We start from the raw sequence: 26,983 nt of genomic DNA, 5'->3' as shown, positions 1-26,983 counted from the left end.
AATAAAAAAGGAGCTGAAAGTATGAATTCATTAACAAGCACGTATCGTCTATCAAATGGTTACGAAATTCCAGTAGTAGGATTCGGCACATGGCAAACACCTGATGGGGATGTCGCTGTTTCCTCTGTTAAAGAAGCACTGGCTGCAGGTTATCGCCATATCGATACTGCCCAAGGATACAAGAATGAAGAAAGTGTCGGCCAAGCGATTAAGGAAAGTGGCATTCCTAGAGAAGAGATCTTTCTAACAACAAAATTATGGAATGCCAATCACAGTTATGAACTTGTGATGTCTTCTTTTGAAGAATCATTAAAGAAACTTCAAACAGATTATGTAGATCTGTTCTTGATTCACTGGCCAAATCCAGTTGCTTTTCGTGATAATTGGGAACAAGCAAACGCAGATACATGGCGTGCATTTGAAGAACTGTATGAAGCAGGTAAAATCAAAGCAATCGGTGTGAGCAATTTCTTGCCCCACCATCTAGATACACTTGCTAAAACAGCAAAAATCATGCCAATGGTCAATCAGGTTTTCCTTGCACCGGGTGAATTGCAGCCAGATGTAGTTGAGTATGCAAAAAAACATGAGATGATCCTTGAAGCATATAGCCCATTAGGCACTGGTAAAATCTTCGATGTCCCTGAAATGAAACAAATCGCTGAAGCGCATGACAAGACGATCGCACAAGTCGCTTTACGTTGGTCGTTGCAACACGGATTCCTTCCTCTTCCTAAATCTGTCACACCAAGCAGAATCAAAGAAAATACTGAACTGTTTGATTTTGAATTGACAGAAGAAGAAATGAAACAAATTGATCAGTTAGATGGTGTAGTTGGCAAGGCAAAAGACCCAGATACTACCCAATTCTAAGACGAAAGGTGATTTTATGGATCCAATCGAACGCTTGAATTCTCTCTCGGAAGACGTCATTCAGACTTTTCATTCCGATTTTGTCTTTTTGATCGATGCAGAGAAGATCCAACATTTCCCTGCAAGAAACTGGACACATGATCAAATCATCGAAGAGCTGAAAAAACGGTTCAATCATTCACTAATGGTCACAACTTGGCACGAACATGAAGTCATTTATTCACCTGAGTTACCTATTTTTGCCTTGATACCGAAAAAATAAAAAGATTGGAACAGGTTATCTATCCACATAACCTGTTCCATTTTTTTATTTTTCTTTCAAAAAATGGAAAAATAAGCAAATTTTTCTGTTGTAATTTGCGTATACGCAAGTTTTTTTGCATTACTCCTTTTCATTTGGCTTTTTTTTTCTTATAATCGAAAGGGTATGAGCGAAGGAGAGAACATATGAAGAAAAAACAGAAACAAAAATTATTAAATCAATTCCGTCCTTCATTGGATGGTGTAAGAGGACAGTTATTCCGTTCTCTAGAAAATGAAAGCTTGAGACGTTATGGTTTGCCATTACAAGTCATGCTTGATCCCAAAAACCGTCAAATCTTAACGATCGGATTAGCTGGAAAAACAAATGAAGATACACGAATCAATGTGCCTATCGATGATAATTTCAATACTGTATTAAAGCGGATCCGTTCAGGAGAAAACGGTATTTTCGAACGATTCCGTGACAATCTTCTTATTGAGATCGTATCTTACTGGAATGATCAACGTTTGAAAAACGATGAACCAACTGCACAAGCCGTTGCAACACCAGTGACAGAAGAAACAGTCAGTGTGCCAGAAGAAAAAGTGGAAGAACCAAAAGCGGACACAACTGAAAATACACGCTCAACTGATACGAATGCCGCTTTAAGTTTTGCTGATTTTTCAAAAGCTGTTGCTGAGTATCCTAAATTTTACACAGAACAAAATGAACAAGAAGTAGTTATTTATGAAAAAAATGCCGATGAACCTCGTAAGTTAGCAACTATTTCTATGACTGCTGAAAATGAATTTGCCATCGAAAAAGCACTTGAACGAAAATACAAAGTCAAATTGGCTTTGATTCCTTTAATTGAACAATTTTCAGCGACAGCGATTACGGAAAGATAGAAACATTCAACTGTAGAAACTGTTGAAGTTAATCCGTTGGTTGAATAAAAAACCGCTTGGTAGGTTAAACAAATGCCAAGCGGTTTCTTTATAGTCATATAGTATTTTTTATTATTTCGTTCCGTTGAATAAATAACTAATGATCAACAATTAATGAATTCGCTATGATTGATTTTCTTTATCAATCTTCTCTATTGATCACAAATCGTTGTCTTTGTATATGAGCGACTGGCGCAGTAATCAATTCTTGATTATTGTTGTATACGCCATCTCTTACTTCTAGTATTCGGTTACTATGAGCATTTTGCAAATAATACACATCTCCTAGCATATGCTCTAGCCCAGACGATAACAATCGCCATCTTGCACGATTTTGTATACTTGGCTGGTTCGTTACATCTATACCAAAAGAACTATTTTCTGCTAACACATGATCCCTGTTACGTTGACTTCGCAATATGTATGCTTTACTCGCAACATCATAATCTAAGTACCACTTTTGATTTCTACTCCCAGCGTTATGGTAAATGATTCCTCTGTTATTTCCTTGATTCCAATCCACAACTTTTGAGGTATCTGCTTCACATTGGATAGAAGTGATATATCCATCGTATTTCCCTTTGCTTTCACGGTTTTTCAATAAACGATGATTGATATCGATGATGGAATTAACGAGCCACTCACTTGGATAGTCGATAGGTACGATTCCCGTATGTTTGATATTTCTATTTATTATCCGGTAAAAAGAAAAATGATTGATTACATCTGCGTATCCCCATACACCATTCCAAAATCCATTTGCACTTAGATAATTGATATATTTGACACCATTTATTCCTCTGCTTTGGTGTGCCTTGTCGAATTGTTGCTCGACGGCCCACCGTTTATCATTTGGATTCACTGGATTCCAATAGTCTTGTATATCAAAACTTGACGGATAAGGGATTCCGACATTATTTCCCAAGAAATTACAAAAAATGACGATTTTTCCTCGTGTCTCTCTAAGAGTCGGATTAGCATTTCCATAATAAAAGTAATCTCTCCAACGACTATCTTGTAAATATCTTGTATTAAGAATATGGTTGAATGTATGGTCATTTACACTACTGTATTCTTGTTTCAATCTCATATAGACTACTTCTCCAGGATTGTCACGAAGAAAGGCCACTGTTTTATTAAGTACATCACCGAAATTCTGGTTTAGATAGTACCTGTCGTGATGCATCGTAAAAGCACCATCAATAGCACGCGCACGTATATCTAAAAAACGTATTCCATTGTCAAGCTGCTTGCGGATATCGATACTTTGTGTCTTTACGTATCCACTTGCTATACCTGAGAACGTTCCTGTTGCTGAATTATGGGTCCCTGGAATAGATAATTCTGAAAGACGTACATTATCATTTAATTCACTCATCCAATACCGATTATATGTACGTGACGACCAATCTCCACCATTTATATGTGCATAAGACATTGGTGTTTTATATCCTAGTAAAAATAAACCGAAACAAATACACAATAGTACAGTAAATTTTTTCTTATTCATAAGTTCTCCATTCTTTTCTATTTTGTGCGCACACCTAATTATAGCTAGAAATATATTTTAACAATGAACACATTTTTCTCGTAAAAGAAAAAAAGACAAGATCTACAGTAACTAAAATAACTGCAAATCTTGCTTTATTCCTCTAAAGAAATTGTTCTTTTATTTTTCCCGGATTTTTTCCAATAGTTGTATAGCTGTCTGCTGATTCATCTTTTCTGCTTCACGTAATTTTTGCGCAACTTGCTCGATTTCCTCACCAACTGCCCCAATTGAGATCGCTAATGAACGAGCTTGAAGCCCCATGTGTCCTTTTTGGATTCCTTCTGTAACTAATGCTCGCAAAGCAGCAAGATTTTGAGCTAACCCTACAGCAGCCATTACTTGTGCTAGTTCCTTGGCTGAATCAACATCTAGCATAGCTAAGGATACTTTAGCTTTTGGCAAGATATTAGAAGCTCCGCCTACTGTGGCCACAGCCAAAGGTACCGTTAACTTCCCAACTAGTTTATTTTCTTTAATCTGCCAGTCTGTTAATCCTTGGTATAATCCGTTTCTTGCCGCATAGGCATGGATCGAAGCACTTACCGCACGTGTATCATTTCCTGTAGCTGCTACTACAGCTTCTATACCATTCATGATTCCTTTATTATGCGTCGCTGCACGATAAGGATCCAGCTTCGCATACTCCCCTGCTTGTTGGATTTTTTTAGCGATTTGTTCACCAATTTCTTTGCTTCTCCCTAAGCGTTCAAAGGGAATTTCACAACAGGCAGAAGCCAACGATTCTGTAGCAAAATTACTTAAAATACTGAATAGAATCTCTTCCTCAGGGAACCATCCCCGTAATTTGTCTGCTACACTCTCAAGAATCGAGTTGATCATGTTGGCACCCATTGCATCTTTTACATCCACTAAAAAATCAATAGATAGGTAGGCATGGAAACTTCCCATAAATTCCCGTGTAGAGATATCTTGAACACCGCCCCCGCGTTTCACGATGGAAGGATAGCTTTCATTTGCACAAAGAATCAGTTCTTCTTTTCGATGATTCACTGCATCGATCACTGCTTGATACTCCGATTTTCCTGATAGAACGATTTGTCCACGCATCAACCGTTGAGGTGTTTCTGCACAGATATCTCCACAGATTTTTGCGCCATTGCTTGCAGCTGCAATAACAGATGGTTCTTCTGTAGCCATCGGGATCCATTTTTTCTTGCCATTGATTTGGAAATTTTGTGCAATGCCCATTGGGATCTCCACTTCGCTCACTTGGTTTTCAATCATGTGATCTGAGAGCTCTTCAGAAAGTGTTTGTTCCTCAAAAATCAGTGCATTTTCCTGTGTCAATACACCTTTTTCGACTAATTGACTGCGCCGTTCAGATGGCGTGAGCTGATAGAACTTTTTTTTTTGCCAATCCTCACGTGTTTGCTCCGTATTCGCTTCTAACAAGACTGCCAAGCCTAAACCTCCGCCAATACATAATGAAGCAACACCGTATCTCTTCTGCTCACGAAGCAATCCGTAAGCTAACGTGGTCAAAATCCGTGCACCGCTTGCCCCAATTGGATGTCCTAATGCGATTGCTCCTCCATAGATATTGACCTTTTCTTCATCTAACTGTAGTTCTCGATTGACCACAATAGATGAAGCCGCAAATGCTTCATTGATTTCAAAAAGATCGATCATTGGTAAAGCTATTCCTGCTTTATCTGTCAATTTTTGAATGGCTGTGATTGGAGCGATTCCCATGATGCTTGGATCAATACCAACTTCCGCTACTTCTTTGATGGTTGCCAAATAAGGCAGATTATTATTCTCTGCGTATTCTTTGGATGCAAGGATCACCACTGAGGCACCGTCATTCAATGGAGAAGCATTGCCTGCTGTTACTGTTCCTTCTTCCGAGAATACTGTACGTAATGTACCCAATTTTTCCAATGTACTATTTCCACGAACTGCTTCATCCTCAGATAACACGTCTTCAGCAGAAATCTTGACCGGAATGATCTCCTCAGAAAATACGCCAGCTTCAACAGCTTGAGCTGCTTTCAACTGGGATGCCAAGGCATAACGATCCTGCTCTTCTCTGCTCACAGAAAATTGAGTTGCCACATTCTCTGCGGTTAATCCCATATGTGTATTTGAAAATGCGTCAGTCAATCCGTCATTGACCATACTGGAAATTGGTTCGCCATATTCATTTGTTTCTGACTGATAGGGTTTCAGCATAGGTGCTTGTGACATACTCTCTGTTCCGCCGGCTACCACAAGCTCTGCTTCACCTAATTGGATCAGCTGGCGTGCTAAAATCACTGCTTTCATACCAGATCCACAAACTTCATTGATTGTCATTGCAGGGACATCCACTGGGATACCGCTGTTCAAAGCAATTTGTCTAGCAACATTTTGACCATTACCAGCCTGCAGGACATTCCCAAATATTACTTGATCTATTTTATCTTTTTTCAGTTTTGTTTTATCTAATAATTCTTTGGTCACAAGTGTGCCTAATTCAACTGCAGTAAATGAACTTAAACTTCCGCGATACTTTCCTATTGGCGTTCTTGCAGCATCTATCATTACGACTTCTTTCAAGTAAGCCACCTCCTACAAAAATATACCATTCTTTGCTATAAAAACAAATAGCTCTTGTTCCAGTTGTTTTTTTCTAAGATTAAATTTTAACAATCCTTAAATATTCGCTTTTTTATATTTCTTTTAATCTTTTTATGATACTTTAGTAAAGTAAGTTTTTTATCATGAGTAAAGAGGTGTTGAAATGAAAATAGGGATTGATCGTCTTTCCTTTTTTATTCCTAATTTATATTTAGATATGACAGATTTAGCAGAAAGCCGTGGAGATGACCCTGCAAAATATCATATCGGTATTGGTCAAGACCAAATGGCAGTCAATCGTGCGAATGAAGATATCATTACACTAGGGGCAAATGCTGCCAGCAAGATCGTGACAGAAAAAGACCGTGAGCGAATCGACATGGTCATCGTCGGAACAGAATCCGGAATTGACCATTCAAAAGCGAGTGCGGTAATTATCCACCATTTACTAAAAATCCAATCTTTTGCTCGTTCTTTTGAAGTAAAAGAAGCTTGCTACGGTGGCACCGCAGCTTTGCACATGGCAAAAGAATATGTCAAAAATCATCCAGAACGAAAAGTACTAGTCATAGCAAGTGATATTGCTCGTTACGGCTTGGCAAGCGGGGGTGAAGTGACGCAAGGTGTCGGTGCTGTTGCGATGATGATCACTCAAAATCCGCGTATTTTATCGATCGAAGACGACAGCGTATTTCTGACAGAAGATATCTATGATTTCTGGCGTCCAGATTACAGTGAATTTCCTGTTGTCGATGGACCTTTGTCTAATTCTACGTATATTGAATCGTTCCAAAAAGTTTGGAATCGACATAAAGAATTATCGGGTCGAGGACTCGAAGATTATCAAGCGATTGCTTTCCATATCCCATATACGAAGATGGGAAAAAAAGCATTGCAAAGCGTATTAGACCAAACAGATGAAGGAAATCAAGAACGGCTACTGGCTCGCTATGAAGAAAGCATTCGTTACAGCCGACGAATCGGTAATCTTTACACTGGTTCATTATACCTTGGACTAACTTCTCTACTGGAAAATTCGAAATCATTGCAGCCAGGAGACCGCATTGGTTTATTCAGCTACGGTTCTGGTGCAGTAAGTGAATTTTTTACAGGTTATCTGGAGGAAAACTATCAAGAATATCTCTTCGCACAATCTCATCAAGAGATGCTGGATTCTCGAAAACGAATCTCTGTTGACGAATATGAAATGATTTTCAGCGAATCGCTTCCTGAACATGGAGAAAGCGCAGAATATACATCAGACGTACCTTTCTCGATTACAAAAATTGAAAATGATATTCGTTATTACAAAATATAATAAACGCATAAAAAAGATCCCTTCACGAAATGTGGGGGAATTTTTTTTTGTCATTGGACCAGAGAAGCAATCGATAGGTCAACCTAGTCGTACTGATGATTTCTTGTTTTTCACTGAATAGTTTGCGAATATATCTAGTCACAACAGGATCTTTTGCGTAATCTTCATAGTACATCTTCATCCACTCTTCAGTAATTGATTCCTGTGCAAAATAAGTAAAATCGTTTTTCTTTACTTTGATTCCTTTATCAATTAAATATGATTCAAATTGATCCATGATAAATGGGGTTGTATTAGGATCTTCTTCTATCATTCCTAGTTGCTTTTCGATAGGATAAAAAACATCATCGATTGATTCCACTACTCTCATTATCACGCACCATTTGCTTGCCTTTTTCATCAGTTTTTCTAATTGATTGGGATGTATCAAAGCTGGGTTCGCTGCTGTAAAAACCACTTCATATGTCTCACTGGATTGGATAAATTCTTCTAATGATCGTTTGATAAAGGAAACATTTGACAAGTCAATTTTCTCTGCTTCTTTTTTTGCATTTGCTAGCATTCCTGAAGAAAAATCGATCAAATCGTAGTGATTAACTTCTTTTGCTAAAGAAATAAATCTGCCAGATCCTCCGGCAACATCTGCTACTATTTCAGCAGGCAGGACTTTCTCCGACTTCAGATATTCTCTTACATCTTCTGCAATAGTTGTTTGTGATTCTTGCTGGATTTCATAATATTCTTCCGCAAAATCATCCCATTCTTTTTCATTCATTTGAATCCCTCTTACTTTTTGATTTTTGTTAGATGTTTTCACTTTTCGGAACAAATTATTCTCCTCTTTCATCTATTATATCTCTTTTGATGAATAAAAAAATGTTTTACTTTCCGTCTATTATAAATAAAAAAGGACTGTGACAAACGTCGTGTCACAGTCCCTTATTCCGAATAAACGGTGTTCAATCAGCTGACCCTCGGCATTAGCTCAACAAACGGCAAAATATGAGGAACTATTTTTCCGTTTGTTTCTCTAATACTCAGATCAGAACGCTGATTTCACAACCTCTGATACACGGTGTTCCTGAAGTAACTTCTTCAGAAATAAGCCGAAATGCCACAAAAATTTGAGAAGCAATTTTCGTACATTCCTTCTTATTTCTTGAAGCTGACCACTTCTGTCACTACCTCCTTGATTCGTTTTATTTATTTCCTTGTACTCGTACAATGATCAATTTCGTGATTTCCATCAAGATGATTGTCACAAGAGCGATTCCCATACATGTAAAGACTTCTGTCAATCCAAATGCTGATGGGATAGAGAAGACTTCTTTCAGTCCTGGGATCATTGTTAAGCAGTAAAGCGCGCTACATACAACTACAGCTAGTAAGACACTTCTGTTAGAGAAGAACCCTGCTTGGATAGCTGTTTGTGTATTTGAACGTGCTGGGAATGTTTGCAGTGTCCGACACCAAATCAATGTTGAAAATGACATAGCTACACCGAATTCAGGTGAATGCTGCATGCCAAGCCATTGAGCGAAGATAACAGCAATCCCAATCAGTACACCACGATACGTTACAGAAATCAATGTTTTGTCCGTAAAGATTCCTGAATTTGGATCTCTTGGCGGACGGTTCATCGTAGCGGGTTCTGCTTTTTCTGTACCTAATGCAATCGCTGGCAGTGAGTCATTGACTAAATTGATGAACAGCAGTTGTAATGCTGTAAATGGATTGGACCAGTCAGCAACTAAGGCAAAGATGATTGCAATAATCGCACCTAAGTTTCCGGCAAATAGATAAGAAATAGCTTTCTTGATATTATCAAACACGTTACGTCCTACTTCTACTGCGCTGACAATAGAAGCAAAGTTATCATCCGTCAATACCATCGCTGCTGCATCTTTTGCCACATCTGTACCAGTTCCCATAGCAATCCCGATGTCTGCTTGTTTCAATGCTGGTGCATCATTTACGCCATCACCTGTCATAGCGGAGATATGACCTTTATTTTGCCAAGCACGAACGATACGGATTTTATTTTCAGGAGAAACACGTGCATAAACGGTCACTTTTTCTAAAACTTCGTTTAGTTGATCTTCTGTTAATTCATCTAATTCCGTTCCAGTCAGAGCTAAGTTTCCTTCTTCAAAAATCCCGATTTGTTTTGCGATAGCAACAGCTGTTGTTTTGTGGTCACCAGTGATCATGATCGTTTTGATTCCTGCACTTCTTGCTTCTGTCACCGCTTGAGTGACTTCAGCACGTGGAGGATCGATCATAGCAAGCAAACCAACCAGGATCAAATCATCTTCATCTTCAAATGATAAATCAAAATTATCAAGTGGACGGTAAGCAAAAGCTAGTACACGTAATGCGCGTGTTGAAAAAGCTTCATTTTGCTCTTGGAATTTTTTCATCAATTCATCCGTCATCGGAACAACTTCGCCATTCAGTAATACTTTTTTACTGCGTTGGAAGACGATATCTGGTCCACCTTTGACAAATAAGTAATTTTCGTTATCGATCGTGTGTCCAGTAGACATCAATTTTCGATCTGAGTCAAAAGGAAGTTCTGCTTGTCTTGGGTAGTTGTTTCGAATTTCCTGATAAGGCTGGTTTAGTTTTTCACTAAAATCGATAAACGCTACTTCCGTGGGATCGCCCAATTTAGTACCGTCTTCACTGATCGATGCATCATTCGCTAAGACACTGATTTCAATCAAACGGCGTTCGTCAGCTGTCCACTTTGAAGGATCGTTTGTGAAATCTCCAGTATCGCCATTCCCTAAAAAGTAGTCAACAACTGTCATTTTGTTTTGTGTCAATGTACCAGTTTTATCTGTACAGATGATACTTGTCGAGCCAAGTGTCTCAACTGCTGGAAGTTTTCGGATAATGGCATGACGTTTCGCCATTTTATTCGTTCCCAAAGATAACACGATTGTTACGATAGACTGTAATGCTTCTGGAATAGCAGCTACGGCTACGGCTACGGCAAACATCACTGCACTCACGATATCTGCAGTCATATCTCCTGTACCTTCTCCAAGATAAATACGGAACAATTGGATACCTAAAATCAATAGAGATAATGCCAAAATAGCCAGACTTAGTTTTTTACTGAATTTATCCAGACCTCGTTGTAACGGAGTGACTTGCTCAGTTGTTGATTCCAAAAGACCAGCAACTTGTCCGATTTCCGTATTGTTCCCAGTTGAAGTCACTAAGAATTTACCGCGTCCGTAAGTTACGATTGTTCCACTGAATACCATATTCGTACGATCACCGATTGGAACAGTACTTGTGATATCCATTACTTCTTTTTCTGCGGAAGTCGACTCTCCTGTCAGCATGCCTTCATCTACTTTTAATGAACCTGCATCCAGTAATCGTCCATCAGCAGGTACATAATCGCCTGCGTCTAACAACACGATATCCCCTACGACAAGTTCGTTTGCCGGAATCGTTTTTTCTTTACCGTCACGAATCACTCGAGCATCAGGTGCTGAAAGATTTTTCAATGCCTCTAAAGAACCTTCTGCTTTTTTTGTTTGGACAACACTGATGATAGAATTCAACATCAACACTGCAAAAATAACTAAGAATTCGATGTAGTCTCCCATGACCATCTGAATAAGTGCGACAATCAGCAATACGATAACCATTGCATCTTTGAAGGTTTCTAAAAACAATTTCCAAGTTGGCTTCTTCGGCTTTTCTTTTAGCTGGTTCAAGCCATCTCTTTCTAATTTTTCCTTCGCTTGCGTGGTGCTCAATCCATCGGTTGAGCTCTGCGTTTGCTGCATCAACGAATCGATCGTTTCTTTATAGACCGCTTGTTGTGCTTGTTCCTTGTTTTCCAAATTTCATCCCCCATTTTTTGATCTCGGTCCTAGTCCTGTCTGAAAAAAAAGAGACCTAAGACAAATGCGCATTTGTCTTAGGTCTCACCATTTCATACAATACCAGAAAACCATTTGGTTAACTTACTGTTGATATTATCGCAACAAAATGTTGCCGGTTACTCCCCTAAGGAGATATTCAACTGTAATAATATCCTACCTTATTAAACTACAAAAAGCAACTACTTTAGCCCGATTTACCTACATTTTCATGAAAATAGTGAAAAGTATATTCACCTTGGTAGGCTTCTTTCTTCTATCATGCTATACTAATGTTATTGTATGTAAGGAGGAACATTTTTGTGGTATCTAGTATTATATCCGCCCTTTATCTATTGAATGCACTTATTGCTTTAGTGGCGATCTTGATTAAACCCCGAGATGTAGCAGCTATTTGGGCATGGCTCTTAGTATTGTTTGCCCTTCCTGGGGTGGGTTTTGTATTATATTTATTTTTCGGACGTGGATTAACGGATAAGAAAAAATTCTATCTCCGACAAAGTGACTTGAAAGAATTAGAAAACTTTCAGTCTTTTAGAGGAGATACCATTGAACATTACGATCCTGACATGGGCGACAAAGACAAACAACAATTTGTCGACTTCTTCTCTTCATTAAATCGTATGCCGCTGACAAGAATGAATTCTGTCACTCTTCTCACAGACGGACAAAAGAAATTAGATTCACTGCTTCAAGATCTAAAAAAAGCCAAACATTCGATCCATATCGAATATTACGCATTTGTGACAGATAATATCGGTCAGCAAGTCTTACGCGTTTTAGAAGAAAAAGCCGCAGAAGGCGTAGAAGTTCGTATATTATATGATGCATTTGGCTCCCATGGCACAAAAGCAAAAGATTTCAATCGTCTAATCAAAAATGGTGGACATGTCCATACATTTGTTACCTCGCAAAAAGCATTGCTTCGTTTCCGATTGAATTACCATGATCACCGAAAAATCGTTGTGATCGATGGAAAGATCAGTTACACCGGTGGTTTCAATATTGCCAATCAATATGTAAATACGACAAAAAAATTCGGTTATTGGCGTGATACGCATATACGAATTTTCGGTGCTGCTTCTTCTTTGCTTCAACTTCGTTTTTTAACAGACTGGAACGTTTCAGTGTCTGAAGAAAAAAAGGTCGGCTATCATTTGAATTATTTCTTTAAAAAAGCCGATCGAGATGAATCCAAACTTGCTGATACGTCCATCCAGCTTGTCTCAAGCGGACCAAATAACGAACGAGAACAAATCAAGCTTTCGTTTATCAAATTGATTACTTCTGCTAAAAAACGTGTTTGGATACAGACACCTTACCTCGTTCCTGATGAAAGTGTCATTGCTGCTTTGAAAATCGCAACTGCTTCTGGTGTCGATGTGAAAATCATGATCCCCAATAAACCGGATCATCCTTTTATTTATCGAGCAACACAATATTATGCTCGTCAGCTCATCAAGGAAAATGTACAGATCCTTGTCTATGAGAATGGCTTCCTCCATGCAAAAACATTAATAATGGATGATGAAATCTGCATGGTAGGTTCAGCAAATCAAGATATTCGTAGCTACCGATTGAATTTTGAAACAAGTGCTGTCATTTACGATCCTGAGTTTTTAGAAGAGCTTGCTACTCAGTTCAAAGAAGATGAGACACATTGTTCACCAATGACAACTGAAACAGTGAAGGAAATGTCTAACTGGCTGTTATTCAAACAACAAATTTCTCGATTGTTTTCTCCAATCTTATAATTTTTCCATTCAAGTAGAGAAAAATATACTAAGGTTAAAGGGACTGTGACAAAAATCTTGTCACAGTCCCTTCTTCCGAATAAACGGTGTTCTCCTGCCAACTCCTCGATCACAAGTCACAATATTCATCAAACATGAGAAGCTGTTTTTTGAACTTGTTCCTTATGACTCGGAGCTGGACGGCAGGCTCACGACCTCTTGGTAAACGGTGTTCAAAAGCCAGTTTCTCGGTATTAAGCCAAATTTATGCAAAAATGTAGAAAGCCATTTTCACAAAATTTTTCTTAATACTCGAAACTAAGCGACTTTTTCACAACCTCTTTTTTTTACTCTAATTCACCGGCTGCCCAATGATTGATTGGTCCATATTTATGCCCTACGTTTATTTCTTCACGAATCGCACGGTTTACATAGTCTTTTGCCAATCGGATTGCTTGTTCTACTGTTTTTCCTTTAGCTAATTCGGCTGCAATACATGCAGATAACGAATCGCCAGTTCCATTGATCCGGTCAGTAGGATAAAATGGCGCATTCAGCCAAAATGATTTTCCTGATTCAAGCAATACGTAGTCGTTGACTGTTTCTTGCTGCGCATCTTTTGCATGATGTCCTTTGATCATGACGTTTTTCGCACCCATATCTTGCAGTTCTTTTGCTGCTTGCACAAAATCTTCTTCAGTTGCTAATGTCCGTCCAGTCAGCTTTTCTGCTTCGTAAAAATTAGGTGTCAGTACTTCTGCCAAAGGGACAAGTTTTTCTTTCAAGCTTTGTAAAGCAGATTCTTCTAGTAAAAGATTTCCATGTTTCGTTACGATCACGGGATCCACGACTAATGGACCAAAATCATATTTTTGATAATTTTTTACAACTGTCTCAATCAAATTTGAATCTGCTAGCATACCTGTTTTAGCTGCACGTATTTGAAAGTCCTCTGCAATCAGTTCAAATTCTTTATCGATAAAATCGGTTGGCAAGGTCACACTTGCTCCGATTCCGTAAGAATTTCCTGCAACACATGCGGTCATGACAGAAACACCGTAAACACTTCTTGTAAAGAATGTATGCATATCTGCTTGCATCCCTGCGCTTCCATCGCTATCTGATCCTGCGATCGTCATTGCTTGTACATACTGTTCTTCCATCAAATCAATCCCTCCGTTTTTATAAAAAAATTTTTTCATGATGCTGTTACTGTTTCTATCATATGTTTTTCAAAGTATCCCTCAGTAAATATACCACTACCTTTTCTTGGTAATCAAATTTATTTGAAAAAACATTTGTAATAAATCAGAAAATAGTTGTCATTTATTTGGACTAGTTATTCTAATAACAAATACCCGCTATTCGATTTATATATATTTCAGTATCCTTCTTGTTTTCATATAACCAATGGCGCTATGATTTCCATATGATAAAAAATAAAGTCAGGTGAAAAAATGAAACTTGAGGATAAAAAAGTCATTTTGAAGAAAATCAAACGTCTCCCAGACCAAATAGAAAACTATACGATCTGTTCTTTCAAAAAAGACAGGAGTATAAAAGCTTATACGCAAAACACAGAAAAAGGAATAATCTATTTCCTACATGAAGAAAGTTACGATACCCAAACCTTTATGTTTACTGAAAAAAAAGAATTTCATAAACAGATGAAAAAACTGATTGAAAAAGAATTTCCAAGAAGTCATAAACTCTATGTGAATCAGCAATTTTAACTTTTAACTATACGCTCTTAACTAAATAGGTTCTGTAATAAAATAAAACTTTATAACAACTATAACAAAACAGAATACAAAACAACAGTTCTATAAGTTATAATCATAGTTGTTAGATGATTCATCTAGTAAAAACACCAGATTTCAAATTTCACACAATTGAAACTAGATCAATCATCAACTTTCTTCAAATTGTTAGAACCCTTTCCCGAGGAGCTGCAGCATAAGCAAGAAAAACAAACAGGAAGCCAAATGGCTGAGACATTCCTTCTATTAGTCTAGTTGTTTCTCGTCGCAAATTTAAGACTTTAGAAAGTTATTTCTATTGATGTTTGGGTTGTTTCACGCTTATGCTCAGCTCCTTACCTATTATTTATCTCAACAGATCGAACAAATTAATGGAAAATTTAAGGAGTTTTGTTATGCTTACGATCTATTCTTCTCGTACACATAGTTACCATCTGATGGCAAATTGGCTGAAAGACCATCAAATGCCTTACAGAGAACGAATTTTCACGCCTAAACAGCCTTTAACCAGAAAAGAAATCTTTTATTTATTATCATTAACAGAAAACGGATTTGACGATCTATTAGCTAAACGCTCGATTGATTATAAAAATTTAAAAGATCAAATCGACCAATGTACGACCTCAGAACTTGTCGATTTAATCGTCTCACATTTTACTTTGTTGCAACGTCCTATCATTACTGACGGAAAAAAATTATTAGTCGGGTTCAATGAAGATAGTATGCGTCTTTTTATCCCTGTTCAATGGCGCAGAAGCCAGCTCAAATCTGTCTATAACGATTTCACGTGGGTAAGCGATTTAGACAATTCTATGGAGTTAGATGATGAATTTTTAAATTATTCTATATAAAAATGACTGTGACAAAAAAGTGTCACAGTCATTTTTTCGAATAACTAGTGTTCCAGAAGTAGCTTCTACGAAAAATAAGCCAAAATTTCTTGAAGCTAATTCTTGTAGCTAACTACTTCTGTCACAACCTCTGACTCACGGTGTTCAAATTTGCGCACACTTACCACGAATAAGTGCTTTGAGTGAACTGACGATAAGAATGACGGACAAGACTGCCATAAATAATCAAAAAGACACCCGTTCCTACGGTAACAAAAAATCCAGAGGCACCGATACTACCATCCATATACCACAAAATCGAAGCAAAAAGTGGGAAAAGTGAAAAAATACATAATCCGATTCCTGCAATCAACGAGAAGCCAAAACTTCGCTGATACGCTTCTTCTTTTTCTTTTGCTTCTGCTAATACTTTTTCAGGTATTTTTCTATTATACAAAAAGTGATTTAAGCGGGTGATTTTCATACCAGAAGCGATGAAAAAACCGACAGCTAATGCTATACCGAAAATCAGACAAGAAACACCCATGAATGCATAGCCTGTTGAACAAAAGAACAGAAATCCTGCAAAGGATAAACAAGTGAATAGGACACCTGACGCTACTTGAAGACCTGCTGCTCTGTATTCTTTCCAGTAATTTTCCGCTTCACTTAAATAAATCAAAGCTGAATTTGATTCTGTCTCGGGACTTGGATTTTCTTTTTTGACATCTAATTCTTCTAATAATTCATCGATTGAACCAAATGTCGAGATGACTGTACCAATGGCCTCTTGTTCATTTTTCCCTTCTCCCATTAATTCATGATAATGATCTTCCATATTTGCCAGCAAATCAGCTTTCAGCTTTTCTATCTCGGTACTTCGGGGTACTCCGATAAAAAGACTTTCTAAATAATTACGGATTGTATCCATTTACTTTCCCTCCAAAAATTGATCGACCACGTCTTTCGTCGTCAGCCACTCTTGCTTTTTTTCTTCTAAAAGATTACGTCCTATTTCAGTGATTTTATAATAGGTCCGTTTTTTTCCATGGGTCACTTCACCAGGGTACGAAACAATCAATTGATTCTTTTCTAAACGGGCAAAAACGGAGTAAAGTGTCGTCTCTTTGATTACATAGGAATCATTTGTCCTCTCACGGATCGTTTTAGAAATTTCGTATCCATAAGAATCGTTTTTGTTAAGGATCGATAAAATAATCGCATCATTGTATCCGCGTATTCCATCACTTGAAATCATGTTCTTTCCTCCATATTACTCCATCTGTCGTTGTAATCAGCATAGCATGATTACTTCATCAGGTAAAGTAATTTTTTGCAAAAAATAAAAAGGAACAGAAAGCAAAAGAAGCGTTATGCTTTTTTGCTTTCTGTTCCCTTAATTTATTTTACAACCATGACGTTACATGATGCGTGGTTGACTACATAGGAAGTAGTGGAGCCTACTAGTGCACGTTCTACCGCATTCAGACCTGTCGCCCCCATGACAATCAGATCGATTGGTTCTTTCGATTCATGGAAATTAGCGATCAGTGTCTTTGGATAACCGTAAAGAACATATGTCTCGATATCTGTCAGGCCTTTTTCGATTGCCAAGTTTCGATGTTCTTTCATCTGATTTTCCGCAACCTCATCCAATTCTTCCTGCAGGCTTGTTGTAACAAATGCAAAATCACCAAAGTAATTGCCTGTTACTTCATTGACATACAGGATGTGCAACGTTGCTTGATTTCGTTTGGCAATCGTGATTGCCTCAAGAAATGCTTTTTCTGCCTTTTCAGAACCATCAATTGCTACTAAAATATTGCGATAAGTGTCTACCATTGTAAACGCCTCCTTCACTGTTAGTGTAGCACGATTACAGTGTTAGGACAAACATTTTGTGAACGTTTTAGCAAAAAATATCAGGCATCAAATCCGTTTTTTTCAGAGACCTTTTTAAACCAGCGACCTGATTTTTTAATCGTGCGTTTGCCGTCTTGTTCCAAGTCAACAGCGATAAAGCCATAGCGATTTTTGTAAGCATTTGTCCATGACCAGTTGTCCATACATGTCCACATGTGGTAACCCACACAATTCGTTCCTTCTTGGATTGCTTGATGGACATATTTCAAATGATCCGTCACAAATTCGATCCGATAATCATCTTCAATCATGCCTTCGCTGTTAACAAAACGTTCTTCTCCTTCGACTCCCATCCCATTTTCAGAAATATAGCATTTGATATTACCATAGTTTTCTCTTGTATTCGTTAAAATATCATAGATGCCTTTTTCGTAAATTTCCCATCCACGATATGGATTCATTTTTTTATTGGGCATGTCGTAATTATCAAAATAATCATCTGGCATGGGGCTTTGTTCGTGATTGATCGGTGTTTCTTTTGCTTTGATCCGACGAGGCTGATAATAATTGATTCCTAACAGGTCAATTATGTTTTCTCTGATGAGTTCTAAGTCTCCTTCATGAATGTCAGGTATTATCCCCAATGTTTTGACAATCTCGATCAACTCTTGTGGAAACTCGCCTTTCACTGCAGGGTCAAGGAATGATCGGTTGAAGAATGCGTCAGCGATCTTCGCCGCTTTTACATCTTCTGGGTTCGTTTCATCTCTCGGATAACTTGGTGTCAGATTCAAGATGATTCCGATCTCACCATCATGACAACCTTCATGGTAGGCTTTGATTGCCTTTGCACTTGCTAAATTCTCATGATAGCCTACTTGGACTGCTTCTTTCATATTGATATGATTTGGATAGTGGAATTGATACAAGTAGCCTCCTTCTACAGGCACGATTGGCTCGTTATGAGTAAACCATTTTTTGACTAGGTCTCCAAACAATTCAAAACACGCGGCTGCATAAGAAACATAAGCGTCAACCGTTTCTCTTGATAACCATCCGCCTTTTTCTTGCAAGGACAGTGGCATATCAAAATGGTAAAGATTTACAAAAGGCTCGATACCATTGTTCAGCAATTCAGTAAAATAATCTCGATAAAAAGAAACAGCTTTTTGATTGATTTCACCTGTCCCTTCTGGAATCAAACGACTCCATTGGATAGATGTACGAAATGTGTTATGGCCAGTTTCTTTCATTAACTGAACATCTTCTTTGTATTTTGTGTAAACTTGCGAAGTTTTTTCAGGTCCTACTTGATTAAAGAATTTTTCAGGCTCTAATGTATACCAATGATCCCAAATATTTTCTCCTTTCCCGTCATTACTTACTCTTCCTTCTGTTTGCGGTCCGCTAGCAGCAGAACCCCACCAAAAATTTTCTGGAAATGTGTAGGTTTTCATTTTGTACTTCCTCTCTTTTCTTCTTGATATCGTAATCATAACGAACCTAAAAAAATAAATCAATACTTTTTATAAAAATGACTAGACATTTAAAATATTCGGCGTTATACTTTGTATGTAATCGATTGCAAATAAATTTGAGGTGAATAAAAATGAACGGTTTTATGGACAAGCTTTCTGAGAAAATCATGCCCTTAGCTAATTTATTAGGGCAAAATCGTTACCTTACAGTTTTACGGGATGCGTTTATGCTTTCCTTCCCTTTAACAATGTTCGGTTCGATTGTTGTCGTTATCAATAACTTGCCTTTTTTCAGTGACGCAACAAAGGGAACTTTATCGAACTTATTCGGTAATGGGCAAAATGCAACAATGAGCATCATGTCGGTTTTTGTTACTTTTGGTATCGGCTATTATTTATCAAAATCTTATGACGTTGAAGGTATTTTCGGTGGTGCTGTGTCTTTTGCCAGCTTCTTGATTCTTACGCCTTTTGCAATGAAAACCGTTGGTGGTGAAGATGTAACTGGTGTTCTTTCACTTGATCGTCTTGGCGCAAAAGGAATGTTCATTGGAATGATCGCTGCTTTCTTGGCTGGAGAAATCTACTGCAGAATCACGAAACGCGGTTGGCAGATCAAAATGCCTGATGGAGTTCCACCTGCAGTAACAAAATCATTTGCCGCTTTGATCCCTGCTGTAGTCACACTAACTGTTTTCTTAGTAATCAACGCTGTGATGACTGGTATTTTCAATGCTAACTTACATGATGTCGTTTATGAAGTGATCCAAAAACCATTAACTGGTTTGGGAAGTAGTTTACCTGCAACATTGATTGCTTTGTTCTTTGTCCAATTCTTATGGTTCTTCGGACTTCACGGGCAAATCATCGTCAACTCTGTAATGGACCCGATTTGGAATACACTGATGCTTGATAACTTAGAAGCTTATCAACATGGAAAAGAATTACCGCACATCATCACAAAACCATTCATGGAAACCTTCACTGTTGGTATTGGTGGCTCTGGAATGACTTTAGCTGTCGTTTTATTGATGGCCTTTGTTCTTAAAAAGAAACAGTATCGTGATGTTGGTCGATTAGCTTTAGCACCTGGTATTTTCAATGTAAATGAACCAGCGATTTTTGGTCTACCAATCGTATTGAATGCAACAATCCTTATTCCTTGGGTCGTAGCGCCTCTAATCGTAACGACGTTCAATTATTTGGTAATGGCTGCTGGACTTGTCCCTGCACCAACTGGCGTCTCAGTTCCATGGACTGTGCCAATCATTGCAAGCGGTGTCTTAGCAACAAATTCATGGCTTGGTGGTATGCTGCAAGTCATCGACTTTATCTTCGTTGCCTTTATCTGGTACCCGTTCTTGAAAGTATTAGATAAACAACCAGATTTAGATATTGCTTAATGGATCATTAAGGGGATGTGACAAGAAACTTGTCATATCCTCTTTTTTCGAATAAACAATGTTCCAGATGCTACTTCGAGTTGTCGGAAGCATAATCTTTCGTTATACTCTAGAAGAGGTGAATAACGTGCCAAAATACGAAGAAATCGCAAATATTTTAAGGGAACGAATCCGTTCAAAAGAGTATCCTCCCGATAGTTTTTTGCCTAATCAAGTGGACTTGGTAAAAGAATTTGGTGCGAGCCGGATGACAATCAAAAAAGCCATCAATATCTTAGCGATGGAAGGACTTGTCTATTCGCAGCGAGGATCAGGAACGAAAATTTTGAATCATCCATTCATGCAAAAAGACACATCGCCCGCTAACGAGTATGAAGGTTTGAGCCTCCAAATGAAACGCAGAAATCGTTCTTTGAAGAGTCAAATCATTCATTTTGATGTTGAATTCCCTAATCAATATATCCAAGAACGATTGATGATCGATGCCGAGCAACCTGTCTACAATATTCACCGGTTAAGGATCTTAGATGGCGAGCCGTATGTTTTAGAGCATACCTTTATGCCAGTCCATCTTGTGCCGGGTTTAAAAAAAGAACATTTGTTAGCCTCTATCTATGATCATCTTCATCAAGAATTGAATGTCCATTTTGCAGGGGCTTATCGTGCTATTTCTGCAGATAAAAGTGATGAATATGATCAGCAATATTTGAACTGTGCAGAAAACGATCCTGTACTGGAAGTTCAGCAAGTCGTCTATCTCAAAGATGGCCAGCCGATTGAATATTCTTCCAGCCGAAACCGATTTGATGTTCGGAACTATTCTGTGCTGGATGTGCGTTCAACTTAACCAAAGAGGTTGTGAAAAAGTCGCTTAGTTTCGAGTAGTAAGAAAAATTTTGTGAAAATGGCTTTCCTCATTTTTGCATAAATTTGACTTACTACCGAGAAACTGGCTTTTGAACACCGTGAATCAGAGGTTGTGAAAAAGCCGCTTAGTTTTGAGTCGATTGATTGTCACAGATACAATCTTTTGAATAACATTTACCAAGTACTTTCAGAAGCTCGTTTCCATCTAATCATAAAAAGACTTATGACCACCCGTAATGATTCTAAAGTTAGTTTTTTAAAGCTAGTTTTTTTGAAATCGATACAGCTAGTCGTAAGTTTTTTTATTTTATTGATCCGTTCCTCCTCTTTTCATTCTTGATTCCTTCCTGATACTTTAGAAGACAAATTAATTGCAAAATAAAGATGCACCCTCTATACTATGTCTAAATCAATCACTTACTTTTTGTAAGTTAACAGGAGGAAATTTATCATGGATACACAAATCAGAGGAATTCACCACGTTACAGCAATGACATCTAGCGCAACAAAAATCTACCGCTTTTTTACAGATATTTTAGGAATGCGCTTAATCAAAAAAACCGTTAACCAAGATGACATCGAAACTTACCATCTTTACTTTACAGATGATACTGGTGCACCAGGAACAGATATGACTTTCTTTGATTTCCCAAATCAGCCAAAAGGAAAAAAAGGAACAGATACGATCTCTCGTGCTTCTTTCCGTGTGCCAAGTGACGCTGCATTAGACTTTTGGTTGGAACGATTTGAAAAATATGATGTCGCTCATTCAGCAATCAATGAACGTTTCGGCAAAAAATATATCGAGTTTGAAGATTTTGATAATCAATATTATCAATTGATCTCTGACGAAAACAATCAAGGTGTAGCAGCTGGCGTTCCTTGGAAAAACAGCAATGTACCGACAGAATTTGCAATCACAGGACTTGGACCTGTCTTTGTCCGTGTCAGTCAATTAGAGCATATCCGCTTGATTCTTGAAAAAATCTTAGGATTCAAAGAAACAGACCATTCAGGAGATTTCTACTTATTTGAAATCGGTGAAGGCGGAAATGGTGCAAGCATCATTATTGAACATCGGACAGACTTGCCAAAAGCAATCGAAGGATTTGGAAATATCCATCACTTAGCATTGCGTGTAGCAGACAAAGAAGCATTGGAATACTGGATTCAAGTAATCAATAAGATTGAATTGCCAAATTCTGGTTTCGTCGATCGTTTCTATTTCCAATCTGAGTACTTCCTAGCCGCTCATCACGTACTGTTTGAACTAGCAACTGACGGTCCTGGATTCCTTGAAGATGAACCAGCAGAATCCGCTGGAGAAAAACTATCTCTTCCTCCATTCTTAGAAGAACGTCGTGAAGCCATTGAAGCCTATGTCCGTCCTTTCGATACAAGTGACGCAAATAAAAAACGTGAATAATCTCTTCATGCCACTTCATTTGCATCTATAGAAACAGAAAAGAGGGAACAAAATGTCCTACATTTTTGAAAAAGGAACAAGTGGCAAGCATTTGATCTTACTTCATGGCACAGGTGGCGATGAACATTCTTTACTGGATATCGCTCACTTTCTTGCACCAAACAGTACGTTGCTTTCTTTTCGTGGCACGGTCCAAGAAGATGGGATGAATCGTTTTTTCAAGCGTAATGGATTGAATCAATTCGACCTGGACAGTTTGGAAAAAGAAACAGATAAGCTCCATGAAAAAATCAAAGATATCAGCGAAACAGAACAGATACCGTTAAGCGATTGGCTGCTTGTCGGCTATTCAAATGGCGCAAACATCGCTGCTCATTTATTATTGGAACGTGAGACCATGCTAAATAAAGGGTTGTTTTTCCATCCAATGTCTCTAGGTGTCCATCAAAGCCGTTCCACATTAGAGGATAAAACCGTCTGGCTTTCTTATGGTGATAACGATCCAATCGTTTCCCCTGCTTCCTTTAAAGAATTGGCCGATCAATTCGAAACACGCCAAGCAAATGTGACGATTCAGCTAACTGTAACAGGTCATCAGTTGACGATGGACGAAATCGAGCAAGCGAGGGAATGGACAGAGCATCTTCTAACTAAATAAAAGAAAAGAACTACGACTTATATGACACAACCTGAAGCAGACATCAATCTGGATCATAGTGTGTGAAAGTCGTAGTTTTTTTGCCAGATAGGTTAGTCTCCGCTAGCTGTAATAACAGATTTATTATAAATAGCCGTTTTATGTTTCAAATCTTCCAATCTGCCGATTTTCTCACCTTTCGAATAAAACCCATCAGTAATCCCTAGTGCTTGGAAAATCGTCTGTTTATAAGCGATTTCTGCATTCCATTCGACTGTATCAAGGATTTGCAGTGCTTTATGGATAGCTTCGATTCCTGATTCTCCACCTGTGTTGATCAATACGCCATGTGAATTGAGTAATAACATATGGGGCAACTCTAAATCATGTGTTTTTACATAATCGCTTGTCAATTCAGCAAGTTCTTCAGAGCAATTAGGCTCAAAGTCCATGACAGGAATCTCTTTTACTTTAGCTGTGGCTTCTGTCAAATTAGGCATAGGCAACCCAGTAGTCGCCCAGAACATTGCATTAGGCGCATGTGCATGCAAGACAGCTTTGATTGCTGGATTAGTCTCGTACATCGCTTCATGCATATTGATTTCACGAGTTAAATGACCGACTCCATCAACGATTCTACGCGTTCTTGGTTCTACTACTAGAACTTGTGCAGGAGAAATCTCTCCAAGATAGGCTTCTGACATCATGGTCGGTGTCATGATAATGTAGTCTTTTCCTTGATCATCAGTGGTTTTAAAGGAAAAATTCCCTCCTGCCACATTTGTATTTTTCCTTTCGAAAATCACTCTTACGATACGTGCCATGTCCTGTCGTTCTCTCTCAAATAACATACGTCCATCTGACATAATGACCCCTCCATTATCTTTTTATAAAACTTTTTTCTCTCAATATTTCTTTGGTAGCTTCTTTTATTTTCATTGATTCTTCTATTTTCTGTTTTCTTTTTTCATCGTACTCTCTGAATAAAACGTGATTTCCATATTTATAGATCACTAGTGCGAAAAAAATGACCAATAGATTGATGATGATATTCTGAGTAAAGAGTCCATATAGAAATAGCAGAAGTGTACCACAAAGAACGACTGTCCATTTTATTTTTTCTATCTCTTCTCTTTTCATTGCTTTCCCACCATTTCGATGCTATTTTTGCAGTTCAGCATAACGTTCGCTCGGGACTTTCGCTTTTATCATATATTTATAAAGTAGAACAAACAATCCTAGAAAAATTACGCATCCTACAATAGCGAGAATATTTCTATTAAATGCCTCCGCAAATAAAACCCTGAACTCCGGCCCTTCTATTGATGACCATGTGATCAACTGTCCTTTCTTGATTCCCTCAACTGCTCCGCTTTTTTCTGCTAAATCACTGAGTATTGGCGCAAGATAAGTGGCACCGTACAAATAAATAGGCATCGTGAGGATTCCCAGGATCAGCATACGAGCCAAGTTTCCTCCTGTTAGAAGCAATCCGCCGACCCCAATCGAATAGTTGATGATCCCTGCTAATGGTAATACTTGGTTTCCTGGCAAAATAATAGCATAACCGATAAACACAGGAACAAGTAAAATAGCAGTAACCCAAATCTCTGAACGACCAGCTAATATCGGCCAGTCCAATCCAATATATACTTCACGATCCTTAAATCGCTTTTTCATAAATTCTGACATCGCGTCTGCTAAAGGAGACAAAGATTGCATGAACATTTTAGAGATCATCGGGAACAGACTTAATGCAGTCGCAGTCTGTACTACCAGATTAAGAGAACCTGAGACACCGTACGCAGCAGCAAAGCCAAGTCCCAAGCCAATAATGAATCCCATTACAGAGTTTTCAGAGAAGATCCCAATTTTCTTCTTCAATGCATTCGTATCCGCTCGTTTATTCAATGCAGGTATTTTATCCATGATCATATTGAAAGGGAGCAACAAGACAGCGGCAGATGTCATAAAATGAGTCACTGTTACTAATGGAATCCCTGTGAGATCCTGTATATGCTTCTGAAACATATCACCAAGCTTTAATTCCAATATAACTTGAACCATTGCTGTAAGAAAGCCTGCAGCCAAACTACCAGAAACATAATAAACTAAATAAGCAGTTAAAGCTTTCCCCCAAACATTCCACATATCAACATTTAACGTCTTCGTCCAATTAAAAAGTAAGAGTACAAAATTGACCCCAATCGTTACTGCAAAGAATATAAAAGCGTAACTCCACGACCATGTGATGCTTGCTGCACCCGTCCACCCTAGATCGAGCGCCGGCAAACTGATTCCCGTATTTTTAGCCAATGCTTCTGATGCTGGACTTACTGCGTTAGACATATAGCCAATGACCATAGACATCCCGCTAAAAGCGATCCCTAAAGTCAATGCAGACATGAATGCTTTTTTAAATTTCATCCCTGCCAATAATCCAAGTATCAAAATAATCAAAGGAACAAAAATAGCTGATCCTAAATTCAAAACATAATTGATCACGGTTTGGAAGACTTCCATAAATAAACCTTCTTTCTTTTGAAATATAGTAGAAAAACTACGAGACAATTTTTTATCCAACAATCCTCCTTTACTGTATTAACTCTTTGATACTGTCATAAATAGGTTCTACGCCCATTCCAGTTAAAAATGGAATTCCTGGAAATACTTCAATACCTAAATCTTTTGCTTGTTCAAGTACTTCATCATCAGGCTGTGCGACATACACATAGATTCCAGCAGTAGGAAGCTCATTTTGGATTGATTTGTAATCAACTGCTTCTACAGGAAATGTAATGCCATCATCTTCTAACATACTTTGGATCTTACTCGCGATTGTCTGACTCGTTGCTACGCCACTTCCACATGCGACAATTAACCGGTTCTTCATTTTTCTTCCTCCTAAATATAATTTGTAATAAGTTCGTATATTTTTTGCGGTGTTTCTTGTTTCTTATAATTTTCTACGAATGTTTCATCCATGAATAAATTCATAAACGCTTGAAGTAATCCTACTTGTTCTTTTGGTTCTTTGATTCCTAAAAAAAATAGATTTTCTACAGTCATTTCCTGATTATCCCCCATTTGATAAAAATAAATTGGGTTCTTCAGCTGCATAACAAAAACGAATGGCTTTTCGACATATTCACATTCCGAATGTGGCAGTGCAATATTTAAATACTTAGTAATCAATCCTGTAGGAAATTTTCTTTCTCTTGCAATTAGCCCATTCAAATAATTCGCATTGACGTACCCCATTTTTTCTAATCGTTGGGCAGCTATTAAAAAAGCTTCTTCTTTATTTTTTACGTCTACCGCTAATTGAATCAGACTAGGAACAAACATCTCTTTATATTCCATTTCTCCACCCTCTTTTTGATTAAGTTTGTTAATTTTGTGTTCTACTAAGTTCATCTTTGTTTACAAGAATATTATATTTCTGTTAGTTCGTTTTGTCAACGCTTTCAAAAGAAATTTATTTTGTTAAATTTGATCTACTTGAAAATAAAATCGTTTATCTATATAATTAAGAAGAACAAAGTCGAACAAAACTTGACTTTTATG

At 37.9% G+C, this 26,983-nt stretch carries 25 protein-coding genes; 11 read left to right on the top strand and 14 right to left on the bottom strand.

Annotated features, from left to right (window positions below):
• The first annotated feature begins 21 nt into the window (after positions 1–21).
• From AB3I27_RS11395 to AB3I27_RS11385, 3 genes are all read left to right on the top strand, one after another.
• Positions 22–873, top strand: a complete 852-nt coding sequence (locus AB3I27_RS11395) for an aldo/keto reductase (RefSeq protein WP_002313894.1) — start codon at positions 22–24, stop codon at positions 871–873.
• 16 nt (positions 874–889) lie between these two features.
• The gene (locus AB3I27_RS11390) at positions 890–1,135 is read left to right on the top strand and encodes a hypothetical protein (protein ID WP_002309626.1); all 246 of its coding nucleotides are present in this window, start codon (positions 890–892) and stop codon (positions 1,133–1,135) included.
• A 185-nt stretch (positions 1,136–1,320) separates the two neighbouring features.
• Complete coding sequence (locus AB3I27_RS11385; RefSeq protein ID WP_002344122.1) at positions 1,321–2,025, top strand: hypothetical protein; 705 nt, start codon at positions 1,321–1,323, stop codon at positions 2,023–2,025.
• Between the two features lie 181 nt (positions 2,026–2,206).
• Here AB3I27_RS11385 and AB3I27_RS11380 read toward each other — a convergent pair whose 3' ends face one another.
• Together AB3I27_RS11380 and AB3I27_RS11375 are read right to left on the bottom strand one after the other, a co-directional pair.
• Positions 2,207–3,574, bottom strand: a complete 1,368-nt coding sequence (locus tag AB3I27_RS11380; RefSeq protein ID WP_368022998.1) for a phosphatidylinositol-specific phospholipase C domain-containing protein — start codon at positions 3,572–3,574, stop codon at positions 2,207–2,209.
• A gap of 159 nt (positions 3,575–3,733) precedes the next feature.
• Positions 3,734–6,175, bottom strand: coding sequence for a hydroxymethylglutaryl-CoA reductase, degradative (locus AB3I27_RS11375; RefSeq protein WP_104760016.1), 2,442 nt, complete (start codon positions 6,173–6,175; stop codon positions 3,734–3,736).
• A gap of 184 nt (positions 6,176–6,359) precedes the next feature.
• Here AB3I27_RS11375 and AB3I27_RS11370 point away from each other — a divergent pair, with 184 nt between their 5' ends.
• A complete protein-coding gene (locus AB3I27_RS11370; protein WP_002309630.1) occupies positions 6,360–7,514 on the top strand; it encodes a hydroxymethylglutaryl-CoA synthase in 1,155 nt (384 codons plus the stop codon).
• Between the two features lie 22 nt (positions 7,515–7,536).
• On the opposite strand, the gene AB3I27_RS11365 is transcribed toward AB3I27_RS11370, so the two are convergent.
• Complete coding sequence (locus AB3I27_RS11365) at positions 7,537–8,289, bottom strand: class I SAM-dependent methyltransferase (RefSeq protein WP_104760025.1); 753 nt, start codon at positions 8,287–8,289, stop codon at positions 7,537–7,539.
• A gap of 424 nt (positions 8,290–8,713) precedes the next feature.
• On the bottom strand, positions 8,714–11,380 hold the full coding sequence (locus tag AB3I27_RS11360) for a cation-translocating P-type ATPase (protein WP_002345883.1): 2,667 nt from the start codon (positions 11,378–11,380) through the stop codon (positions 8,714–8,716).
• 341 nt (positions 11,381–11,721) lie between these two features.
• On the opposite strand from AB3I27_RS11360, the gene cls reads away from it, so the two are divergent.
• On the top strand, positions 11,722–13,173 hold the full coding sequence (cls, locus tag AB3I27_RS11355; protein WP_002309636.1) for a cardiolipin synthase: 1,452 nt from the start codon (positions 11,722–11,724) through the stop codon (positions 13,171–13,173).
• Between the two features lie 326 nt (positions 13,174–13,499).
• Here the strand turns inward: cls and thiD are convergent, their stop codons facing one another.
• On the bottom strand, positions 13,500–14,315 hold the full coding sequence (gene thiD / locus AB3I27_RS11350) for a bifunctional hydroxymethylpyrimidine kinase/phosphomethylpyrimidine kinase (protein ID WP_002309637.1): 816 nt from the start codon (positions 14,313–14,315) through the stop codon (positions 13,500–13,502).
• A gap of 294 nt (positions 14,316–14,609) precedes the next feature.
• On the opposite strand from thiD, the gene AB3I27_RS11345 reads away from it, so the two are divergent.
• Complete coding sequence (locus AB3I27_RS11345) at positions 14,610–14,885, top strand: hypothetical protein (protein ID WP_104760018.1); 276 nt, start codon at positions 14,610–14,612, stop codon at positions 14,883–14,885.
• Positions 14,886–15,307: 422 nt separating this feature from the next.
• On the top strand, positions 15,308–15,763 hold the full coding sequence (locus AB3I27_RS11340) for a Spx/MgsR family RNA polymerase-binding regulatory protein (protein WP_002316150.1): 456 nt from the start codon (positions 15,308–15,310) through the stop codon (positions 15,761–15,763).
• Between the two features lie 160 nt (positions 15,764–15,923).
• On the opposite strand, the gene AB3I27_RS11335 is transcribed toward AB3I27_RS11340, so the two are convergent.
• The 4 genes from AB3I27_RS11335 to AB3I27_RS11320 all read right to left on the bottom strand — a co-directional run bounded on the left by AB3I27_RS11335 (position 15,924) and on the right by AB3I27_RS11320 (position 19,062).
• Positions 15,924–16,673: a permease prefix domain 1-containing protein gene (locus tag AB3I27_RS11335; protein ID WP_002313902.1), complete on the bottom strand. Its 750-nt coding sequence runs from the start codon at positions 16,671–16,673 to the stop codon at positions 15,924–15,926.
• Positions 16,674–17,000, bottom strand: coding sequence for a PadR family transcriptional regulator (locus AB3I27_RS11330; protein ID WP_002291828.1), 327 nt, complete (start codon positions 16,998–17,000; stop codon positions 16,674–16,676).
• A 143-nt stretch (positions 17,001–17,143) separates the two neighbouring features.
• The gene (locus tag AB3I27_RS11325) at positions 17,144–17,584 is read right to left on the bottom strand and encodes a universal stress protein (protein ID WP_002289467.1); all 441 of its coding nucleotides are present in this window, start codon (positions 17,582–17,584) and stop codon (positions 17,144–17,146) included.
• Positions 17,585–17,664: 80 nt separating this feature from the next.
• Positions 17,665–19,062, bottom strand: a complete 1,398-nt coding sequence (locus AB3I27_RS11320) for a glycoside hydrolase family 1 protein (RefSeq protein ID WP_104760019.1) — start codon at positions 19,060–19,062, stop codon at positions 17,665–17,667.
• Positions 19,063–19,214: 152 nt separating this feature from the next.
• Here AB3I27_RS11320 and celB point away from each other — a divergent pair, with 152 nt between their 5' ends.
• The 4 genes from celB (at position 19,215) to AB3I27_RS11300 (ending at position 23,437) form a co-directional block, all read left to right on the top strand.
• Positions 19,215–20,486: a PTS cellobiose transporter subunit IIC gene (gene celB / locus AB3I27_RS11315; protein ID WP_104760020.1), complete on the top strand. Its 1,272-nt coding sequence runs from the start codon at positions 19,215–19,217 to the stop codon at positions 20,484–20,486.
• A gap of 127 nt (positions 20,487–20,613) precedes the next feature.
• The gene (locus tag AB3I27_RS11310; protein ID WP_002309645.1) at positions 20,614–21,333 is read left to right on the top strand and encodes a GntR family transcriptional regulator; all 720 of its coding nucleotides are present in this window, start codon (positions 20,614–20,616) and stop codon (positions 21,331–21,333) included.
• A 471-nt stretch (positions 21,334–21,804) separates the two neighbouring features.
• Positions 21,805–22,779, top strand: coding sequence for a ring-cleaving dioxygenase (locus AB3I27_RS11305; protein ID WP_049142556.1), 975 nt, complete (start codon positions 21,805–21,807; stop codon positions 22,777–22,779).
• 52 nt (positions 22,780–22,831) lie between these two features.
• Entirely contained in the window at positions 22,832–23,437 is a 606-nt protein-coding gene (locus tag AB3I27_RS11300) for an alpha/beta hydrolase (RefSeq protein ID WP_087062995.1), read from the top strand.
• A 92-nt stretch (positions 23,438–23,529) separates the two neighbouring features.
• Here the strand turns inward: AB3I27_RS11300 and AB3I27_RS11295 are convergent, their stop codons facing one another.
• The 5 genes from AB3I27_RS11295 to AB3I27_RS11275 form a co-directional block, all read right to left on the bottom strand.
• Positions 23,530–24,282: a class II aldolase/adducin family protein gene (locus tag AB3I27_RS11295; RefSeq protein ID WP_002291817.1), complete on the bottom strand. Its 753-nt coding sequence runs from the start codon at positions 24,280–24,282 to the stop codon at positions 23,530–23,532.
• A 13-nt stretch (positions 24,283–24,295) separates the two neighbouring features.
• Complete coding sequence (locus tag AB3I27_RS11290) at positions 24,296–24,556, bottom strand: hypothetical protein (RefSeq protein ID WP_002309652.1); 261 nt, start codon at positions 24,554–24,556, stop codon at positions 24,296–24,298.
• Between the two features lie 21 nt (positions 24,557–24,577).
• Complete coding sequence (locus tag AB3I27_RS11285; protein WP_368023001.1) at positions 24,578–25,939, bottom strand: PTS galactitol transporter subunit IIC; 1,362 nt, start codon at positions 25,937–25,939, stop codon at positions 24,578–24,580.
• Positions 25,940–26,009: 70 nt separating this feature from the next.
• Positions 26,010–26,309 (bottom strand): PTS sugar transporter subunit IIB, encoded by a 300-nt coding sequence (locus tag AB3I27_RS11280; protein ID WP_002291814.1) that lies wholly within the window; start codon positions 26,307–26,309, stop codon positions 26,010–26,012.
• Between the two features lie 11 nt (positions 26,310–26,320).
• Entirely contained in the window at positions 26,321–26,779 is a 459-nt protein-coding gene (locus AB3I27_RS11275) for a PTS sugar transporter subunit IIA (protein WP_104760021.1), read from the bottom strand.
• Positions 26,780–26,983: the final 204 nt, after the last annotated feature.

The sequence above is a fragment of the Enterococcus sp. C46 genome, assembly GCF_040887565.1.
Taxonomy (GTDB): Bacteria; Bacillota; Bacilli; order Lactobacillales; family Enterococcaceae; genus Enterococcus_B; species Enterococcus_B lactis.
The sequence above is the reverse complement of the archived record's forward strand: the minus strand, read 5'-3'. Positions and strand labels throughout refer to the sequence as shown.

Excerpts from the sequence above, each read along its gene's own strand:
- AB3I27_RS11395 (WP_002313894.1), top strand. The coding sequence starts at position 22 with ATGAATTCATTAACAAGCACGTATCGTCTATCAAATGGTTACGAAATT.
- AB3I27_RS11390 (WP_002309626.1), top strand. The coding sequence starts at position 890 with ATGGATCCAATCGAACGCTTGAATTCTCTCTCGGAAGACGTCATTCAG.
- AB3I27_RS11385 (WP_002344122.1), top strand. The coding sequence starts at position 1,321 with ATGAAGAAAAAACAGAAACAAAAATTATTAAATCAATTCCGTCCTTCA.
- AB3I27_RS11380 (WP_368022998.1), bottom strand. The coding sequence starts at position 3,574 with ATGAATAAGAAAAAATTTACTGTACTATTGTGTATTTGTTTCGGTTTA.
- AB3I27_RS11370 (WP_002309630.1), top strand. The coding sequence starts at position 6,360 with ATGAAAATAGGGATTGATCGTCTTTCCTTTTTTATTCCTAATTTATAT.
- AB3I27_RS11365 (WP_104760025.1), bottom strand. The coding sequence starts at position 8,289 with ATGAATGAAAAAGAATGGGATGATTTTGCGGAAGAATATTATGAAATC.
- thiD (WP_002309637.1), bottom strand. The coding sequence starts at position 14,315 with ATGGAAGAACAGTATGTACAAGCAATGACGATCGCAGGATCAGATAGC.
- AB3I27_RS11345 (WP_104760018.1), top strand. The coding sequence starts at position 14,610 with ATGAAACTTGAGGATAAAAAAGTCATTTTGAAGAAAATCAAACGTCTC.
- AB3I27_RS11340 (WP_002316150.1), top strand. The coding sequence starts at position 15,308 with ATGCTTACGATCTATTCTTCTCGTACACATAGTTACCATCTGATGGCA.
- AB3I27_RS11335 (WP_002313902.1), bottom strand. The coding sequence starts at position 16,673 with ATGGATACAATCCGTAATTATTTAGAAAGTCTTTTTATCGGAGTACCC.
- AB3I27_RS11330 (WP_002291828.1), bottom strand. The coding sequence starts at position 17,000 with ATGATTTCAAGTGATGGAATACGCGGATACAATGATGCGATTATTTTA.
- AB3I27_RS11325 (WP_002289467.1), bottom strand. The coding sequence starts at position 17,584 with ATGGTAGACACTTATCGCAATATTTTAGTAGCAATTGATGGTTCTGAA.
- AB3I27_RS11320 (WP_104760019.1), bottom strand. The coding sequence starts at position 19,062 with ATGAAAACCTACACATTTCCAGAAAATTTTTGGTGGGGTTCTGCTGCT.
- celB (WP_104760020.1), top strand. The coding sequence starts at position 19,215 with ATGAACGGTTTTATGGACAAGCTTTCTGAGAAAATCATGCCCTTAGCT.
- AB3I27_RS11305 (WP_049142556.1), top strand. The coding sequence starts at position 21,805 with ATGGATACACAAATCAGAGGAATTCACCACGTTACAGCAATGACATCT.
- AB3I27_RS11300 (WP_087062995.1), top strand. The coding sequence starts at position 22,832 with ATGTCCTACATTTTTGAAAAAGGAACAAGTGGCAAGCATTTGATCTTA.
- AB3I27_RS11295 (WP_002291817.1), bottom strand. The coding sequence starts at position 24,282 with ATGTCAGATGGACGTATGTTATTTGAGAGAGAACGACAGGACATGGCA.
- AB3I27_RS11290 (WP_002309652.1), bottom strand. The coding sequence starts at position 24,556 with ATGAAAAGAGAAGAGATAGAAAAAATAAAATGGACAGTCGTTCTTTGT.
- AB3I27_RS11285 (WP_368023001.1), bottom strand. The coding sequence starts at position 25,939 with ATGGAAGTCTTCCAAACCGTGATCAATTATGTTTTGAATTTAGGATCA.
- AB3I27_RS11280 (WP_002291814.1), bottom strand. The coding sequence starts at position 26,309 with ATGAAGAACCGGTTAATTGTCGCATGTGGAAGTGGCGTAGCAACGAGT.
- AB3I27_RS11275 (WP_104760021.1), bottom strand. The coding sequence starts at position 26,779 with ATGGAATATAAAGAGATGTTTGTTCCTAGTCTGATTCAATTAGCGGTA.